The following is an 18,827-nucleotide window of genomic DNA, read 5'->3' on the forward strand; positions in this document are numbered from 1 at the left end:
TGTTACGATATTGTTACACTTCGATTTTTAAATGGCTTGATATAGCTAACTATAAGCTTTTTTTATTTATTCCCATTCAATGGTTGCTGGTGGTTTTGATGTTATGTCGTAAACGATTCTGTTTATATGTCCTACTTCGTTTACTATTCTGTTTGAGATTTTGTCTAAAAGTTCAAAAGGGATTCTATACCAGTCTGCTGTCATAAAATCTGTTGTTTGGACTGCTCTTAATGCAAGTGTATAGTCATAGGTTCTAAAGTCTCCCATTACTCCTACGCTTCTGTTGTTTGTCAGGACTGCAAAGTATTGGTCTGGCAATTTTTCTATGCCTGATTTTTCTAATTCTTGCCTAAATATAAAGTCCGCATCTCTTAAGATATCTAATTTTTCTTTTGTTAGCTCTCCTATTACTCTTATTCCAAGTCCTGGTCCTGGAAATGGTTGTCTGTCTACTAAATAGTCTGCAAGTCCAAGTTCTCTTCCAAGTTCTCTTACTTCATCTTTAAACAATAATCTTAGAGGCTCTATTATTTCTTTAAAGTCTACTGCTTCAGGAAGGCCTCCAACGTTATGGTGTGATTTTATTACTGCTGCATTCCCTGCTCCCGATTCTATTATGTCTGGATAAATAGTGCCTTGGGCTAAATAGTCAACACTTTTTATTTTTCTTCCTTCTTCTTCAAAGACTCTTATAAATTCTTCGCCTATGGCTTTACGTTTTTCTTCGGGATCTGTTATTCCTTTAAGCTTTTTTAAAAATCTTTCTTCTGCGTTAACTCTTATAAAATGCATGCCGCTGTCTTTAAAGGCCGCTTCTACTTGGTCGCCTTCGTTTTTTCTCATTAGACCGTGATCTACAAATATACAGGTTAGCTTATCTCCTAGAGCTTTTGATAATAGTTTTGCGGTTACTGATGAGTCCACTCCTCCTGAAAGAGCCAAAAGAACTTTTCCGTCTCCAACTTTTTCTTTTATTTCATTTATTTTTTCTTTGGCATAGTTTGACATTGTCCATTCGGGTTTTTCTTTACAAATTCCATAAACAAAATTTTCAAGCATTTTAAATCCGTTTTCAGTGTGATTAACTTCAGGATGATATTGCATAGCGTAAAGATTTCTTTCTACATTTTCCATTGCTGCATTAGGAGTGTTGTCCGTTGATGCAACTTTTTTAAATCCCTTAGGCATTTCTTCTACATAATCAACGTGGCTCATCCATACAAATTCTTCTTTTTTCAGCCCTTCAAATAGCTTTGATGAATTTTCCACATAAGTTTTTGTTTTTCCAAACTCTTTTGAATTTGCACTTGTAACTTTTCCCCCAAGCTCATGGGCCATTATTTGCATTCCATAGCAAAGTCCTAAAATTGGAATTCCTAAGTCAAAAATCTTTTCATCTATTTTTGGTGCATTTTTTTCATATACGGAGTTTGGTCCTCCTGTAAAAATTATTCCGCCGGGTTTTTTTTCTTTTGCTGCTTCTAAAGCTTTTTCGTATGAAACCACTTCACAATACACATGCATGTCACGTACTCTTCTTGCTATAAGTTGGTTGTATTGGCCGCCGAAGTCTATAACTAATATCATTTTTACCTCCATTATTTTAATTTTTATCTCTTATCTTTTATCTTTCTTATATTATATGTAAAAAGCCCTCATTTTTTCAATCTTTTACTTTTTATTTTTATGCTATACGTGAAGCATTTTATTTTTTATTTTTTATGCTCTAGGTAAAGCATTTTTACTTTTTTTATTTAACTTACTTATTTTTATAGTTTTCAATTTAAGTTTTTGATAAAATATTTATTGAATTTGTATCTTTATTTAAGATAAATAATTACTAAATATATAAAATACTTTATTTTTTTCATATTAGGTATATAATAAGTAAGAATGGCGATTTATAGAAAGGATGATTTCATGGGATTGTTTGATGTGATTTTCGGATCATATAGTGATAAAGAAATAAAAAAAATACAACCTTTAGTAGATAGAATTTTAAGTCTTGATGAAGAGTACCAAGGCTTAACTGACAATCAACTTAAAGAAAAAACTTTAGAATTTAAAAATAGATATAAAAACGGAGAAAGTTTGGACCAATTGTTACCTGAAGCTTTTGCTAATATTAGAGAAGCTGCTTACAGAGTTCTTGGTATGAAACACTTCCCTGTTCAACTTATCGGCGGTATTATTTTGCATCAAGGCAGAATTGCCGAAATGAAAACAGGTGAAGGTAAAACCCTTGTTGCAACTTTACCTGCATATTTAAATGCTCTTTCAGGAGATGGAGTACACGTTGTAACTGTAAATGATTATTTGGCAAGCCGTGATAAGACTTGGATGGGTAAAATTTATGAGTTTTTAGGCTTAAGTGTAGGTTGCATTATTCACGACATGAGTCCTAAAGAAAGACAAGTTGCTTACAACTGTGATATAACTTACGGAACAAACAATGAATTCGGTTTTGATTATCTTCGTGACAACATGGTCATTTACAAAGAGGAAATGGTTCAAAGACCTCTTAACTATTGTATAGTGGACGAAGTTGACTCAATTTTAATTGATGAAGCAAGGACTCCTCTTATTATTTCCGGTCGTGGAGATGAATCTACTGAACTTTATGTTAGGGCAAGAGATTTTGTAAATACTCTTTCTCATAGAATAAAAACTGAAGAAGAAACAAGTTTTGAAAGATTTAACAGAGAATTTGAAGAAGAAACTGTTGATTATGTAGTAAATGAAAAAGATAAAACTTCCACTCTTACTGACAAGGGAGTTGCCAAGGCTGAAAAATATTTTGGCGTTAGCAATTTATCTGATCTTGACAACATGGAGCTTTCCCACCATATTAACCAAGCTTTAAAAGCTAAGGGAAATATGAAAAAAGATATTGATTATGTTGTTAAGGATGGAGAAGTTATTATAGTTGACGAATTTACCGGTCGTCTAATGTTCGGAAGACGTTATTCTGAAGGCTTGCACCAAGCAATAGAAGCTAAAGAAGGTCTTGAAGTTCAAGCTGAAAGTAAAACTCTTGCAACTATTACCTTCCAAAATTATTTCAGAATGTATAAAAAACTTGCAGGTATGACAGGTACTGCTATGACGGAAGAATCAGAATTCCGTGACATCTATCATATTGACGTTGTAGAAATTCCTACAAACAAGCCTGTTATAAGATCTGATGCCAATGATTCAATTTACAAATCAGAAGAGGCAAAATTCCGTGCAGTTACAAGAGAAATTATTGAATGCCATGAAAGTGGACAACCTGTCCTTGTTGGTACAATTTCAATTGAAAAATCAGAAGAACTTTCAAAGTATTTAAAACGTGCGGGAATAAAGCACAATGTTTTAAATGCTAAAAACCATGAAATGGAATCTGAAATAGTAGCCCAAGCAGGTCGTTTTGGAGCAGTTACCATTGCTACTAACATGGCAGGTCGTGGTACTGATATTATGCTTGGCGGAAATCCTGAATATATGGCAAAAAAAGAAATGAAAAAACGTGGTCTTGAAGAAGAAATTCTGGAACAAGTAGATTCTTATAATGAAACAAGTGATGAAGAGATTTTAAATGCTCGTAAGGAATATCAAGATCTTGTTAAAAAATTTAAAGTTGAAACTGATGAAGAAGCTCAAAAAGTTGTAGCAGCAGGTGGCCTTCATATTATAGGAACAGAACGTCACGAAAGTAGACGTATTGACAATCAGCTTCGTGGTCGTTCAGGCCGTCAAGGAGATCCAGGTTCAACAAGATTTTATATTTCAGGCGACGATGATTTAATAAGACTTTTTGCTGGCGACAGATTCAAACAAACTATGGAAAGAATTAATAGCCCTGAAGATGAAGCCATTGAATCAAAAATTTTAACTAAATTAATAGAATCAGCTCAAAGAAAAGTTGAAGGAAACAACTTCTCAATTCGTAAAAATGTCCTAAACTATGACAATGTTATGAATAAACAAAGAGAGGTAATATATTCAGAAAGAAGAAAAGTTCTTGAAGGTGAAAATCTTCATGATGATATGATTTCAATGATTGATGATATTATTGAAAAAAATGTCAACTTTAATAATAAGATGGATCACAACAATGTTTTACATCTTGATTTTGAAAATATTGTAAAATTCGGAGTTGACCAATTCGACTTCCCTAAAAATTTCTTAGATGATATTGAAAATGCAAATGTTGAAAATGTCATTTCAAGAATGAAAGAATTGGCAAGGGAAAAATATAAGGAAAAAGAAAATGAATTTGGAGAAGAAAAATTCAGAGAAATTGAAAGAGTTGTTCTTCTTCAAGTTGTAGACCAAAAGTGGATGGATCATATTGATGCTATGGACCAACTTCGTCAAGGTATAGGCTTAAGAGCTGTCGGTCAAGTTGACCCGGTTCGTGCTTATGCTCAAGAAGGTTTTGACATGTTTGAAGAAATGAATGAATCCATTAAAGAAGATACAACAAAAATGCTCTTCCATATTTATAATCCTGAAAAAGTTAAACGTGTAAGAGTTGCAAAAGAAGTTGAAACTGTAAATCCAGATACTGGAAAACAAGCACCTTTTGTAAGAAAATCTAAAAAAGTAGGCAGAAATGATCCCTGTCCATGTGGCAGCGGTAAAAAATATAAAAACTGCTGTGGAAAAAACCAATAAAATAATTTAAGCCTTCACAATTTTTGAAGGCTTTTTTAATTTAATTAATAAAAAAAACTCTGATTCTTATTATAGTTTTAATATAATAAGAATCAGAGTTTTTATTTTACCAAGATCCTCCTGATCCGCCGCCGCCTGTTGAGCCGCCGCCTCCGGAAAATCCTCCGAATCCTCCACCAGAGCCGCCGCCAAAGCTTCCGCCACCGAAAAATCCTCCAAAAGGTCCAAAGGAATCGTCATCGTCGTCATCGTAAAAATGCCTTCTTCTCCTTCCCCTGTAACCTCTTGATCTACTTATTTTTGCCATAATATTTATAAATAATAGTAGAAGAATTATTTGAACAAGAATAGCTATTGTTCCAAAATCTGAGGCATCACTATTGACACTATAATCAGGTTCAACGCTGTTTATTATTTCCAAGTTATATTCTTTTTTGTATAAGTCTAAAATTTCATTGTATGCTTCAAGAATTCCAAGTTCATAGTCTCTTTTATTTTTCCCACTTCTGTCCCCTGCAGGAAAATATTTTGCGGCATTTCTTCTTATTTGAGCAGTTATTGAATCTGGAATAAATCCTTCCGTTTCATAGCCTGTCATTATAAAAAATCTACCTTCAGGAATACAAAGCAGTATCAATGTTCCGTTGTCATTTTCTCCACCGATTTTCCATTTGTCAAAAATTTTTACAGCGTAGCTTTGATCGTCATAACCTTGCAAAGACTTTACAAGTGCAATTGCAACTTGACCCTTTGTTTTATTTTCCAGATCTTTATTTGTTCCGTTTATATACTTAAGGCTCTCTTCAGATAAAATATTTAATTCATCATACACATAACCATTAGCATCTTTGGGATCCGGAACAAAAACTTCTTCTGCAAAAACTGCGGTGAATAATGAAATTATTACTATTAAAAGGGATAGTAATTTTTTCATTTTACCACCTACTTACCAAAATCCACTGTTGGTGCATTTTGATCTTCTTCAGAAACTTGGAAATATTCCTTTGGACTAAATCCTAAAATACCTCCGATTAAATTAGTTGGAAATCTTTTAATTTTTTTATTAAATCCTGTAACGGCTTCGTTATATCTTTCTCTTTCCGTTGCAATTCTGTTTTCAGTTCCTTCAAGTTGAGATTGAAGATTTAAAAATCCTTCATTGGCTTTAAGTTCCGGATATGCTTCAACAACTACGTTAATATCTCCTATTGCCCTTGAAAGTTCAGCGTCTGCTTTTCCAAGTTCTTGGGGAGTTTTAGCTTTTTCAACCTTGCTTCTTGCTTCTGTTATTTTTGTTAAAACATCTTCTTCATGACTTGCATATCCCTTAACTGTGTTTACCAAGTTGGGTATAAGGTCTGCACGTCTTTTTACTACATTTTGTACTTGAGCCCATTTTCCGTCTACTTCTTGTGCTTCTCCTACAAGTGAATTGTAATTTTTAATCAAAACAAAACCCACTAATACTATAACTGCAATTACTATAATTAATGCTCCGCCTAAGGCGCCTCTTCTCTTTTTCATATTTCCTCCTATGAAATTTCTATAATTTTTGCATTGTTTAGGGCAGCTTCAACTAAACTTTCTATGTCCAATTTTTCTTCGCTTATTTCCATTTCCTTAATTGTCGGCCTTAATTTTGGGTGCTTAGGTAAAAATACCGTACAGCAATCTTCAAAGGGTAAAATTGAAGTTTCATAAGTCCCGATTTTTTTGGAAATATCAATAATGTCAACTTTATCCATCCCTATTAAGGGTCTAAATATAAGTCTTCTTGTTATATCATTTGTAACAGTTAAACCATCTATGGTTTGACTTGCAACTTGCCCTAAGTTTTCTCCTGTTATAATTGAATTATACCCATTTTTTTCTGAAATCCTCTCAGCTATTCTCATCATAAATCTCCTGGATAGCAAAGTCATTTCATCTTCTCTACAATTTTTATTTATTTCCTTTTGAATTGGAAGTAAATTTATGGAGTAAATTTTCATGGGTCCCCCATAGGTTGAAATTATTTCTCCAAGTTTTACAACTTTTTCTTCTGCCCTTTGTGAAGTAAAGGGGAAAGAATGAAAATGAAGTCCATCAATTTTAACCCCTCTTTTAGCCATCATATAGCCCGCTACAGGAGAATCTATTCCACCTGATAGTAGGAGTAGACCTTTTCCATTTGTGCCCAGTGGAAGGCCTCCATGGCCCTTAAAACGCTTAGTATATAGGTAGACCTCTCTTCTTATATCCATATAAATATAAAAGTCTGGATTATAAACATCAACTTTTATTGGAAAATTTTTAAGGACCTGTCCGCCAATTATATTATTAAGTTCCATACTATTAAGCTCAAAGTTTTTATCAGCTCTTTTTGTATCTCCCTTAAATGTTTTAAATTCAGGATTTTCTTCTAAAGTTTCCCTTGTAATTTCCCTTATGCCCTCTTCTATGGAAGGGATGTTTTTTTCAATTTTAATACAGGGACTTAAATAAACTATTCCGAAAATATGTTGTGCCCTTTTAATAATTTTTTCCTGATCCTCTTTGTTGCAGTCAATATAAATTTTTCCCGTATCTTGATAAATTTTTCCATGGCTTATATCGTGAAGAGATTTTTTTACTTGACCCATTAAAGTATCAATAAAACTCTTTCTATTTTTTCCCTTTAAAATAACTTCGCCCAGGGAAAGGCTTACAACTCTTTGACTCATTTTTTCATCACTTCTCTTATATCTTTTACAACTTGATTTAATTTTTCCAAAAATACATCTATGTCATTTTTGCTTATGTCTTTTGAAAAGCAAATTCTTATAGTCCCTTCCATTTCAGAAGGATTTAATTTAATTGCTTCTAAAACATGGCTTCTGTGAACTCCGTTACTTGAACATGCTGATGCTGTAGAAATATAAATCTCATATTCTTCAAGACTGTGAAGAATAACCTCTCCCCTTGTACCTCTTATGGATAAACTTACAATATAAGGTGAGGAACATAAGGGAGAATTAATTTTATAATCATCAATATAATTTTTTAAATTTTCCAAAAAATATGCTTTTATCTTTTTTACATGGTCTTGTTCCTCATTGAATTTTTCAGTTTTAATTTGACAAGCCTTGCCAAAACCTGCAAGACCAGGCATATTTTCAGTTCCACTTCTTAAATTTTTCTCCTGGCCTCCTCCAATGACAAGAGAAGGTATAGAAATGCCACTTTTTAAATAAAGGGCTCCACTTCCCTTAGGCCCATAAATTTTGTGACTGCTGACAGAATAAGAATCAACTCCCAAATCTTTAAGATCTAATTTTATTTTTCCAAGAGCCTGAACTCCATCAACATGGACAAAAGTTTCAGGATTTTTTTCCTTAACAATTTTTACAAGTTCTTTAATATCTTGAATCGTTCCGATTTCATTATTTACATGGGCAAGAGCAACAAGGGCAGTATTTCCATCAACTTCCCTTTTAAGTTCATTAAAATCAACCTTGCCATCAAAATCAACATTTAAAAAAACTACTTCATAACCAAAATCCCTATAAGATAAAAATTTATCATATAAGGAAGCGTGTTCAATTTTACTGGTTATAATTTTTTTAAATCTCTTATTTTTATTTACAAAGCCGTTTACTGCAATGTTGTTGCTTTCAGTTCCCCCGGAAGTAAAATAAATTTCAGAGGGCAAAACATTTATAAGTTGAGCAAGATTTTTTCTTGCTTCTTCTCTTACCTTTTCAGCCTTCAAACCAAAACTATGTAGGCTTGATGGATTTGCAAAATCATTTTTAAGCATCTTTACCACTTCTTCAACCACTTCTTGTCTTGGTTTTGTAGTGGCACAATTATCTAAATAAATCATTAAATTTCATTCCCCATTAAAAAATTTTATTTTATAAAAAATATAAGCATATAAACTTTCAATGGATTTATTATACCATAGCTGTTGGAATAATTAAGATTAGGATATAATTAAGAAGGGATAAAAAATGAAAAAATATATTAATAAAACAGAAAAAATTTTAAATGAAAATGTCATATATCTTGACTTAGAAACCCTGGGTTTAAGTAAAAATTCTCCCATAATAAGTGCAAGTTTTACTAAAGAAAATCAAATTATAACCTATGTCCTTACAAATTTAAAAGAAGAAATAGAACTTATGGAAATAATTTATAAAGAAACAAGGGATAAATTAATTGTTACCTACAACGGAGACAGGTTTGATTTAAAACTTCTTAAATATAAGGGAGAAAAATACAATATAAACTTTGAATTTAAAAGCCTTGACTACTATCAAGTCGCAAAAAAATATTCTTATTTATTTGAAAGTGAAAATTTAAAGCAAAGTACAATGGAAAAATTTTTCGGACTTTATAGGGAAGAAGATATAAAGGGTTCTCAAGTAATAGACTGCTACAAAAATTATTTGGAGACAAAAGATGAAAAATATTTGGATTTAATAGGAAAGCACAATAGCCTTGATGTAAAGGGTCTTATTTATTTAGATAGGATAAAAGATTACGTTGAAGATAAGATGAGCTTTTTTTATGAAAATAAAAAATTTTTAATAAAAGAAATTAATTTTGAAAAGGATATTTTATATGTAGAGGGAAAAACTAATTCAAACAATTTATATTTTTCAAACAAGGTCTATGAAATAAAGGCCCTGGAAAATAATTTTTACCTTAAAATTTTTACGGAAAAGGCTCTATATAATAAAAATACCACCTGTAACTATATTTTCGTAAAAGAAAATTTCCTAAAAAGTCAAATAGAAAGCCCGGAAAATATACTTGTTTTAAAACTGGGCAAAAAAACCCTGTATAAAAATTCTCTAGACTTAATTAAGGCAATTATAGAAAATAAAATTAAGATTTAGGATTTTTATAAATTGTAAATTAAAAAGCTCTAAAGTTTTATTTTTCAAACTTCAGAGCTTTTTATTTATCTTTTAATTTTTTTCATTTTTATCCGTATCAAATGCCACCATTAAAAATGCCGGGATTGCTATTAATACTGCTCCTATTAATATTTTTAAGAAAGTGCTTATCATAATTGTGTCCTCACTTCTACTGCTACTGCTATTATTTTTACTAGGTCCAATATTTTTATTGTCTTATCTTCGAATACTAAAACGGTTTTATTTTTTTCTCTGTAATATCTTGCAATTTTTCCGGAATCTTCTTCATCAAAAATTATAAGGTCTCCATTTTTAGGTTTTAAATCAGATTTAAATATTATGATTTTTTTACCATGTATGTCGTCTAAGTTTAAATCACTTCTTACGGCAAAATACTTGTTGTTGTCTATGGAGTCTTCTATTACTACATATTCCATGGTTTGTTGGGGACCTATGGAAGAGTTTTTTATTATTGGCACCCTATAGGATTTTGTTCCTTGATGGTCGTCTTTTCCTATTAAATAGTCACTTGATATATTTAATACCTTGCTTATTTTTATAAGTATTTCAAAGTTTGGGTTGCTTCTATTTGTTTCATATCCTGCTATTGTTGCTCTTTCTACCCCTACTTTTTCCGCAAGTTCTTTTTGTGTCAGTCCCTTTATTTTTCTAATGGTTTTTAATCTTTCCGAAAAATCCATTTTTCACCTCGAAAAAAGGAACTTGAGTTAGCCCCTAAGTTCCTGTCTGTTATCGTTTAACATTTTTATTATTTCTGAAAGATTTGTTTGGGTGTTTTCCAATAATCCGTCAGCATAATCTCTTGCGCCTTCTCTTATTTGTTGTGACTCTTCGTTTGCGCTTTTTAATATTTCTTCTGCTCTTGCATTTGCTTTTAATACCAGCTCGTCTTCTCTTATTATTTCTTCTGCATGAGATCTTGCAGCTGCTAAAATTTTATCAGCTTCTGCGTGGGCTTCATTAATTATTGAATCTCTGTCTGATGAAATTTGTTTTGCTTCTTTTACCTCTGTTGGTATTTCACTTTTTATATCATGTATGATTTCAAGAACTTCTTCTTTATCAAGCATTGCCTTTCCTGTTAAAGGAATACTTCCTGATTTTTCTACAAGTTCTTCCAACTCATCAACTAATTCCATAAGTGTCATACTAAACCCTCCTACTTAATTTTTTCTTCATTTCTTCACCTATTATATCAGGTACAAATAAACTTAAATCACCGTCAAACATTGCAACTTCTTTTGCCAAAGTTGAGCTTACAAATACATTTTTACTTGATGAAAGTAAAAATATGGTCTCAACTCCTCCCTTGTAGTGCATGTTTGCCGTAGCTACGGCATACTCATTTTCATAATCCGATGCCGTTCTTAAACCTCTTACTACTACTTTACAGTTTTTTTTCTTTGCATAGTCTACTAAAAGACCTGTAAAAGAGTCAATTTCTATATCTGGATCGTCGCCTAAGACTTTTCTTATAAGGTCCATTCTTTCTTCAACGGTAAAAAGTCCCTTTTTGTTTACATTGTTAAGTACTGCGACAATTACCTCTCCGAATATGTTTTTTGCTCTTTTTATTATATCTAAATGACCGTAAGTTATAGGGTCAAAGCTTCCTGCGTATATTGCTTTCATAAAATTTCAAAAAATAATATGGAAGTGTTACCGTAATCTCTTTTCTGAACCATCTCATAGCCTTCAGAATCTATTTTTTTTGTCTTTTCGACTTCTGCTATGACAAGACCCTTTTCTTTTAAAAGAGAACGCTCTCTTATTATCCTCAAAGCTGTTTTATATTTATGCAAATCTTCAAAGGGTGGATCCAAATATATAAAGTTGAATTTATCATTTGTGGTCTTTAAAAATCTTTTGTAGTCCATCTTAAAAACTTGAGCTTTTTCTTTAAGTTTTGTATGTTCAAGATTTTTGTTTATTATTTTTATAGCTTCTTCAGATGCATCTATAAAGATTGCAAGATTTGCTCCCCTTGATAGAAATTCTATTCCATTGGCACCTGAGCCTGCAAATAAATCAAGGACATCCAAACCTTCAAAATATTGACCTAATATATTGTAAACTGATTCTTTAACTCTATCAACTGTAGGTCTTATACTTTCATCTTTAGGTGAAAAAAGTTTAAAACCCTTAGCTGTTCCGGCAATTACTCTCATATTCCTCCAATAATTTACATTTTAACATAAATGTTGAAAAGTAACAATTTAATTAGCTTTTGCAGACAAAAGTTTATCTATTGCTCTTTTTAAATTTTTATTTTTTTCAGATTTTAGTTGTGGATCTTCCCTTAGTATCTTTGAACTTTCATCTAAGACTTTTTCCAGTATGACTTTATCATTAAGAGGATCTGCAAATTTAAATTCCGGTATTCCCGATTGTCTTAGGCCGAATATATCTCCTGTTCCCCTTAAAAGCAAATCCTGTTTGGCTATATAAAATCCGTCTGTTGATGAATTTAATACTTTCATTCTTTCAAGAGCTATATCTGAAGAGCTTTTATTGTATAAAATACAATATCCCTTATCCTTTCCTCTGCCAACTCTTCCTCTTAGTTGGTGAAGCTGGGATAGGCCAAACCTTTCAGCATTAACTATTAAAATTACTGTTGCATTTTTTACATTAACGCCCACTTCAACAACAGTTGTAGAAACTAAAATATTTATTTTATTTTTTGCAAAGTCTTCCATAACTTTTTCTTTTTCTTCTGCCTTCATCTGGCCATGCAAAAGTCCAACCTTATAATCTTTATAGTATTTTACAATTTCCCTATAAACTTTATTTACACTGGAAAGATCAAGGTTTTCATTTTCATCTATCATGGGACAAACTACATAGGCTTGGTGATTTTTTAATAGCTCAGTTTTTATAAATTCCAAACTTTTTATAAGTCCTTGAGGTCCTATGGTGAAAGTTTCTATCTTCTGTCTTCCTTCAGGCATGGTATCTATGGTTGAAATATCAAGATCATTGTAAATTGTTAAAGCAAGAGTCCTTGGTATAGGCGTTGCAGTCATAATAAGAGTGTTTATTCCCTTCTCTGCAAGTTTTTTTCTCTGTTCAACTCCAAATCTGTGTTGCTCATCTATTACTGTGAGCCCTAGGTTTTTAAATTCAACATTTTCATAAAAAAGTGCGTGAGTTCCCACAACCATGTTTATTGTGCCTTCTTTTAAGCCTTGAAGACTTTCCTGTCTTTTTTTTGCAGTATCACTTCCTGTTAAAAGGCTTATATTTACTCCCAAGTCCCCTAAAATATTTTTAAAGTTTTCATAGTGCTGCTTTGCAAGTATTTCAGTTGGAGCCATTAGGGCTGATTGACATCCGTTAATAAAGGCAAGATACATTAAAATCATGGCAACTATAGTTTTTCCGCTTCCTACATCTCCTTGTATAAGTCTGGACATAGGTCTTTTTTGTGAAAGGTCTTCTATAGATTCTTCCACTACTTTTTTTTGTGAATTTGTAAGTTCAAAGGGAATTTTTTTATAAAGTTCTTCCAAGCCAAAGTTTTTAAAGGCCTCTCTAGTTATTTCTTCTTTTTCTTTTTTTAGGCTCATAAGACCCGTTAAATAAACTAAAAATTCTTCAAAGGCATAGGTCTTTCTTGCAAGATCAAAAAGATTTTCATCAGAGGGTCTGTGTAGCTGTCTTATAACTTTATCTCTTTCTAAAAGCTTATATTTTTCTATTAAATTTTCAGGAATTATATTTTCAAAATTCAATTCTTTTAAGACTAAGTCTGTGAGTTTTATTAATTCGTTGTTGCTTATTTCTTTAGTCAGCGGGTAATAGGGAACTATTTTTCCTATTTTATTTTTTTTATTTAAGGGTTCATAGATTGGCATGGAAATTTGATAGCTTCCTCTGAATTTTTTTATTTTCCCATATAAATAAAATTCCCTATTTATTTGAAATTGAGGTTTTAAAAAATTTGAGTTAAAAAATGTTACATCTGCCCTATCTTTTCCATCAGTCATAGGAACAGTCATCATTTTAAGTCTGTTTTTATAAAGAAATCTTGGCTCTTCATAGACTTTTAATTTTAAGGCAGCTTTTTCTCCATCAAAAACTTGATTAAGGTTTTTTATTTGACTCATATCTTCATAGGATCTGGGAAAATAATTTGCCAGGTCTTCTACTTTTTCTATTTTTAATTTTTTTAAAACCTGGGCTTTTTTTGGCCCAACACCTTTTATTTTTTCTATGGAATCTTCTAATTTCATATTTATCACCTAAAAAAATAAGCAGGCAAAAACCCGCTTATTCTACTGCAATTATATAATAGTATAGAGGCTGTGAACCTTCTACTAACTCTATGTCTTGTTCGTCAAAACTTTCTTCAAGTCTTTCTAAAAGTTCTTTTGTGTCCTCTTCTTTTAAACCATTGCCATAATATATAGTTATAACTGATGAATCTTCATCAACCATTTCTTCAATTAATTTAAAGGCAACTTCATTTATATCTTTACCGAAAGATACTATCCTCTTTCCTGTAATTCCTATTATTTCATCTTTCTTTATTTGTCTTCCTTCAGAAACAGTATCACGAACTGCATAAGTTACTTGAGCTGATTTTACTGTAGCCATATAATCTTTCATGTTCTTTTCATTTTCTTCAGGACTTAAATTCGGATTAAATTCAACTATTGCAGATATTCCTTCAGGAATTGATTTTGATGGAATAACTATTACATTTCTTTCAGATAATTTTTGTGCTTGTTCTGCAGCAAGAATTATATTTGAATTATTTGGAATTATAAAAATAGTTTTTCCACTACATTTATCAATTGCTTTCATGAAATCTTCCGTTGAAGGATTCATTGTTTGTCCACCTTCAACTATATAATCTATATTTAAGCTTTTGAAAACTTCATTCATTTTTTCTCCCATGGAAACTGCAATGAAAGAGTAATCTTTATCTATTTTTACTTCTTTATTTTCTTTTTTTGCTGCTTGAACTTGAGCTTCATCAAATAAAGTTTCCCTATGTTGATATCTCATGTTGTCAATTTTAATATCTTGCAATTGACCAAGTTCCACTGCATATTCAAGAGCTTTTCCTGGGTTATTTGTGTGAACGTGAACTTTTATAACTCCTGTTCCGCTGCCTCCTACTACTAAAAGGCAGTCTCCAAGAGGTGAAAGTTTTTCTTTAAAAGAATCTATATCTTCATAATTTGTAGAAATTACAAATTCTGTGCAATATCCGAATTCTAATTCTTCGTTAAATTCTTCATTTAAGTGAATTTCTTTTTGCTTTTTATTTTTTAATTGTTCATCTTCTTCAACAGACTGAATCTTTTCACCGCAAAGAGTTTTATAAGCTCCTTCCAGTAAATATACAAGACCTGCTCCCCCTGAATCCACTACTCCCGCTTCCTTTAAAACGCTAAGTTTTTCAGGAGTCTTTTCAAGAGAAATGTAAGCTTCTTTTACTAAGTCCCTTCCGAAACTTTTAAGGTCCCTATATTTTTTATAATTTTTAATTGCAAAATCACTTGTTTCACGACCTACTGTAAGAATAGTTCCTTCAGTGGGTTTCATAACAGCCTTATAAGTTGTATCCGATGCTTTTTTTAGGGCGTAGGCAAGTTCTCTTATACCTATTTCTTTTACATCTGTAAGTCCTTCTGCAAATCCTCTTAAAAATTGGGAAAGAATAACTCCTGAGTTACCCCTTGCTCCCATAAGTGAACCCCTTGCAGCCGCCATGGCAATTTCGTGAACATCCTTTGATTCTGTCTTTTCAACCATCTTAATAGCAGACTTTGAAGTCAAACTCATATTTGTACCTGTATCTCCATCGGGCACAGGGAATACATTAAGAGCATTGACATGGTCTTTATTTAATAAAAGATAATTTACTGCTCCTGCAAAAGCTGATTTCAATAAATTACCGTCAATTTTTTCTATATCCATTTTTCCTCTCTTACTTTATTCTAATCCCTTCAACAATTACTGACACTTGGTCAGGTTCTAAATTAGTGAGTTCTTTTATACGGAATTTAACATTATCAATAATATTTTGACCTACTGTTGAGATTCTTACTCCGTATTCTAAAACTACATGAAGTTCTATAACTAATTTATCGTCATCAGTAATAACTTTTATACCTTTGGAAATATTTTCAAATCTTAAAAGTTCAAGTAAACCGTCCGTGGCATTTTTTGATGCCATACCGACTATACCGTAACTTTCCATTGCAGACATGCCCGCAATTGATGCAAGTACGTTATTTTCAATTATTATACTACCCATTTCTCTATTTATAACAGCCGGCATTTAGCTCACCTCCTAATTTAATTCTATTTTCTAATATTATAACAGAAATCCCAAGGAAAAAAAACTTGCTCCCTTCTCCTTATATTGATATATTATGGTCAGGGGGTTTATATGGATAAAATTTTAATTGGAAAAGGTCAGAAAGAAAACTATATTCTTCTAAATAAAATTAATAGGCATGGGCTTATTAGCGGTGCAACTGGAACTGGAAAAACAGTAAGTCTTAAAGTTCTTGCAGAAGGACTTTCAGATAATGGAGTGCCATGTATTCTTGCTGATGTTAAAGGAGATCTTGCAAATATTGCAAAAGCAGGTAAAAATAATGAAAAAATTATAGAAAGATTAAATACTTTAAAAATTGAAAATTTTGAATTTAAAAATTATCCTTTAAATATTTGGGATATTTATATGAAAAAGGGGATTCCTTTAAGAATTACCGTTTCTGAAATGGGCCCTCTTATGCTTTCAAATATACTTGGTCTTAATGATACTCAAATGGGTGTTTTAAATATTGTTTTTAAAGTTGCTGATAAAAACGGACTTTTACTTATTGACTTAAAAGATTTAAAACAAGTTATAAATTATGTTGACGAAAATAAAATTGAAATCACAAAAGAGTTTGGAAATGTTACAAGTCAAAGCCTTGGTGCAATTCAAAGAAAACTTTTATATATAGAAGATTCCGGCGGAGATTTATTTTTTGCAGAACCTGCCATAGATATAAATGATTTTTTAAAAACTGACAGTCAAGGTAGAGGTTTTGTAAATATTCTTCAAGCAGATAAATTAATTTCAAATCCTATTTTATATTCCATGCTCCTTCTATACCTTCTTTCTGAAATTTATGAAAATTTCCCAGAAGTTGGTGATTTAGATAAACCGAAACTTGTATTTTTCTTTGATGAAGCTCACTTATTATTTAATAATGTTCCTGATATTTTAAAAAATAAAATAATCCAAATTGTAAGACTTGTAAGAAGTAAGGGTGTTGGAATATTTTTTATAAGCCAAAATCCTTTGGATATACCTGAAGAAATTTCTTCTCAACTGGCAAATAGGATTTTACATCAATTAAGAGCCTACTCTCCTAAGGAATTAAAGGCTATAAATGCTGTTGCAGATACTTTTAGACAAGATGGCTCAATAGATATTAAAGAAGAGCTTATCTCTTTAAAAACAGGCCAAGCTATTGTTTCTTTTGCTGATGAAAACGGAGCCCCCACCTTTGCAGATAAGGCAATTATTTTGCCTCCTCATTCTTCTTTTGAAACTTTAAGTGATTCTGAATATGAAGATTTAATTAAAAATTCACCTCTATATAATAAATATAAGGATTCCTTTGATAGAGAAAGTGCTTATGAAATTTTAAACGAGAAAATTAAAAGGGATGAGTTGGAAAAACAAAGAGAAGAAGACTTTCAAAAGAAAAGAGAAGAATTTGAAAGAAAAGAAAAAGAACTTGATAGGCAATATAATTCTCAAAATAGAAGTTCTTCAAGACCTAAAAAATCATATTTAGATAAGGGTATTGATTCCATTTTAGGAACTGTAACAAGAAGCATAGGTCGTGAAATTGCAAGGGGAATTTTAGGATCAATTAAAAAAAGATAATAAAAAATAAAATAAAAAAAATAGTTGCAAAATTTGCAACTATCTTTTTTTATTTTATTTTTCTTTCTTTTGAGATTCTTCTTCTCCAGCATCAATGATTATTTGATCGTCTTCTTTGTTTTCTTCTTTTTTCAAATCTTCAACTTTTTCATCAACTTTATTTTCGATGTCCTCTTTTTTGTTTTTAATGTATTCTTTGACATCAATTGTTGAACCATCTTCCATTATTATTTTAAAATCATATTCGCTTGTTAGGGCTGCTCCAACTCCTAATATGGCAACTATAGGATTTATAACAAATCCTATTGCTGAAACTGTTAAGGAAAGAGAAAGCACCGTTTCTCCATCTTTTTCAATTAAAAGTTTCCTTGCATTTCCCTTTTTTAAAATATCTTTAATGCCGTCAAGAATTTCATCTAAAGATTGTTGAACGTGTCCAATTGTCTTACTTGTATATTCTCTCCAACTTTTTCCGCTTTTTTCTTCTTCTTTTTGTTCTTCTTTAGTCTTTGTACCTTGCCCTCTTTCATTTATTAATTTAATTGCTTTATCTACATTTCCGTCAGCTTCAAGAAGAGCAACTCTTACATCATCATAGCTTGCGCCTGTCATGTTAATTACATAATCAATTGATTCAAGTGTTATCATTTAATCACCTCGTTATTAGTATACCCAAGTTTTAAATTTTTTCTTCTTCTTTTATTGCTTTTTTTTCAAGTTTTTGTAAATTTTCAACATGACCTATAATAACAAGAACATCGTTTTTTTTAATTATAGTGTCAGGACTTGGATCAACCAAATTCCCATCTTCTTTTCTTTCCATTGCAAGAACTGTAACTTTATATTTTTTTCTAAAATTTAAATCTATTAAACTTTTATTCCACCACTCAGGAAGCGAATCAAATTTTGCAATGGAATAATTTGAACCAAGTTCAATATAATCAACTAATTTTGATTTGCTAAGATCTCTTGCAACTCTTATTCCCATATCTCTTTCAGGATAAATAACCTTTGTAGCCCCTACCCTTTTAAGTATAAGACCTTGTCTGTTACTTACAGCTTTTACTGCAATATATGGAATCCCCGCTTCTTTAGCAAGTACTGTTGCCATTATTGCCGCTTCGAAATTTGAGCCTATAGCAACTACAGCTCCGTCAAAATTATTTAAACCTATTGAAGATGTTTCAGCTTCATCTAAAAGATCCGCTTGTATAGCAGTTGTAACATTATCTGCTATTGTTTCAAGTTTACTCATATCTTCATCAACTATCATTACTTCATTTCCAAGATCAACAAGAGTTTTTGCAATTGCCGATCCAAATCTTCCACAACCAAAAATAACATATGATTTCATTTTT

General features: G+C 31.4%; 17 protein-coding genes. 3 read left to right on the forward strand and 14 right to left on the reverse strand.

Annotated elements, in window-relative coordinates:
* Window positions 1–66: 66 nt before the first annotated feature.
* Window positions 67–1,599, reverse strand: a complete 1,533-nt coding sequence (gene guaA, locus J2S72_RS06725) for a glutamine-hydrolyzing GMP synthase (protein ID WP_442417717.1) — start codon at window positions 1,597–1,599, stop codon at window positions 67–69.
* Between the two features lie 321 nt (window positions 1,600–1,920).
* Between guaA and secA the strand changes: the two genes are divergently transcribed.
* Window positions 1,921–4,659 (forward strand): preprotein translocase subunit SecA, encoded by a 2,739-nt coding sequence (gene secA / locus J2S72_RS06730; protein WP_307495238.1) that lies wholly within the window; start codon window positions 1,921–1,923, stop codon window positions 4,657–4,659.
* 106 nt (window positions 4,660–4,765) lie between these two features.
* On the opposite strand, the gene J2S72_RS06735 is transcribed toward secA, so the two are convergent.
* The 4 genes from J2S72_RS06735 to J2S72_RS06750 are packed head-to-tail and all read right to left on the reverse strand — an operon-like array spanning window position 4,766 to window position 8,503.
* Entirely contained in the window at window positions 4,766–5,593 is an 828-nt protein-coding gene (locus J2S72_RS06735) for a TPM domain-containing protein (protein WP_023056529.1), read from the reverse strand.
* 8 nt (window positions 5,594–5,601) lie between these two features.
* Window positions 5,602–6,183 carry a LemA family protein gene (locus tag J2S72_RS06740; protein WP_023056563.1) on the reverse strand — a complete coding sequence of 194 codons (582 nt, stop codon included), beginning with the start codon at window positions 6,181–6,183 and terminating at the stop codon, window positions 5,602–5,604.
* A gap of 8 nt (window positions 6,184–6,191) precedes the next feature.
* Window positions 6,192–7,361, reverse strand: coding sequence for a tRNA uracil 4-sulfurtransferase ThiI (gene thiI / locus J2S72_RS06745; protein ID WP_307495216.1), 1,170 nt, complete (start codon window positions 7,359–7,361; stop codon window positions 6,192–6,194).
* A complete protein-coding gene (locus J2S72_RS06750) occupies window positions 7,358–8,503 on the reverse strand; it encodes a cysteine desulfurase family protein (protein ID WP_307495217.1) in 1,146 nt (381 codons plus the stop codon). Before J2S72_RS06750 ends, thiI begins: the two co-directional genes overlap by 4 nt.
* A 127-nt stretch (window positions 8,504–8,630) precedes the next feature.
* On the opposite strand from J2S72_RS06750, the gene J2S72_RS06755 reads away from it, so the two are divergent.
* Window positions 8,631–9,521, forward strand: coding sequence for a ribonuclease H-like domain-containing protein (locus J2S72_RS06755; protein ID WP_023056475.1), 891 nt, complete (start codon window positions 8,631–8,633; stop codon window positions 9,519–9,521).
* A gap of 170 nt (window positions 9,522–9,691) precedes the next feature.
* On the opposite strand, the gene J2S72_RS06760 is transcribed toward J2S72_RS06755, so the two are convergent.
* The 7 genes from J2S72_RS06760 to J2S72_RS06790 are packed head-to-tail and all read right to left on the reverse strand — an operon-like array spanning window position 9,692 to window position 15,858.
* Window positions 9,692–10,243: a helix-turn-helix domain-containing protein gene (locus J2S72_RS06760; protein WP_307495218.1), complete on the reverse strand. Its 552-nt coding sequence runs from the start codon at window positions 10,241–10,243 to the stop codon at window positions 9,692–9,694.
* A 27-nt stretch (window positions 10,244–10,270) separates the two neighbouring features.
* Entirely contained in the window at window positions 10,271–10,711 is a 441-nt protein-coding gene (locus J2S72_RS06765; RefSeq protein ID WP_023056514.1) for an SPFH domain-containing protein, read from the reverse strand.
* 1 nt (window position 10,712) lies between these two features.
* Window positions 10,713–11,195, reverse strand: a complete 483-nt coding sequence (gene coaD / locus J2S72_RS06770) for a pantetheine-phosphate adenylyltransferase (protein WP_023056493.1) — start codon at window positions 11,193–11,195, stop codon at window positions 10,713–10,715.
* Window positions 11,192–11,731, reverse strand: coding sequence for a 16S rRNA (guanine(966)-N(2))-methyltransferase RsmD (gene rsmD, locus J2S72_RS06775; RefSeq protein ID WP_023056483.1), 540 nt, complete (start codon window positions 11,729–11,731; stop codon window positions 11,192–11,194). The genes coaD and rsmD overlap by 4 nt, the downstream gene beginning before the upstream one ends.
* Before the next feature lie 48 nt (window positions 11,732–11,779).
* Window positions 11,780–13,798 carry an ATP-dependent DNA helicase RecG gene (gene recG / locus J2S72_RS06780; RefSeq protein ID WP_307495219.1) on the reverse strand — a complete coding sequence of 673 codons (2,019 nt, stop codon included), beginning with the start codon at window positions 13,796–13,798 and terminating at the stop codon, window positions 11,780–11,782.
* A 37-nt stretch (window positions 13,799–13,835) separates the two neighbouring features.
* Complete coding sequence (locus J2S72_RS06785; RefSeq protein ID WP_307495220.1) at window positions 13,836–15,494, reverse strand: DAK2 domain-containing protein; 1,659 nt, start codon at window positions 15,492–15,494, stop codon at window positions 13,836–13,838.
* 10 nt (window positions 15,495–15,504) lie between these two features.
* A complete protein-coding gene (locus J2S72_RS06790) occupies window positions 15,505–15,858 on the reverse strand; it encodes an Asp23/Gls24 family envelope stress response protein (protein ID WP_023056515.1) in 354 nt (117 codons plus the stop codon).
* Window positions 15,859–15,969: 111 nt separating this feature from the next.
* Between J2S72_RS06790 and J2S72_RS06795 the strand changes: the two genes are divergently transcribed.
* Window positions 15,970–17,469, forward strand: coding sequence for a helicase HerA-like domain-containing protein (locus J2S72_RS06795; protein WP_307495221.1), 1,500 nt, complete (start codon window positions 15,970–15,972; stop codon window positions 17,467–17,469).
* Window positions 17,470–17,523: 54 nt separating this feature from the next.
* Here J2S72_RS06795 and J2S72_RS06800 read toward each other — a convergent pair whose 3' ends face one another.
* Both J2S72_RS06800 and J2S72_RS06805 read right to left on the reverse strand, forming a co-directional pair.
* Complete coding sequence (locus tag J2S72_RS06800; RefSeq protein WP_307495222.1) at window positions 17,524–18,117, reverse strand: DUF4342 domain-containing protein; 594 nt, start codon at window positions 18,115–18,117, stop codon at window positions 17,524–17,526.
* A gap of 31 nt (window positions 18,118–18,148) precedes the next feature.
* Window positions 18,149–18,823 carry a potassium channel family protein gene (locus J2S72_RS06805; RefSeq protein ID WP_023055685.1) on the reverse strand — a complete coding sequence of 225 codons (675 nt, stop codon included), beginning with the start codon at window positions 18,821–18,823 and terminating at the stop codon, window positions 18,149–18,151.
* Window positions 18,824–18,827 lie beyond the last annotated feature (4 nt).

The organism is Peptoniphilus koenoeneniae (assembly GCF_030812875.1).
Taxonomy (GTDB): Bacteria; Bacillota; Clostridia; order Tissierellales; family Peptoniphilaceae; genus Peptoniphilus_B; species Peptoniphilus_B koenoeneniae.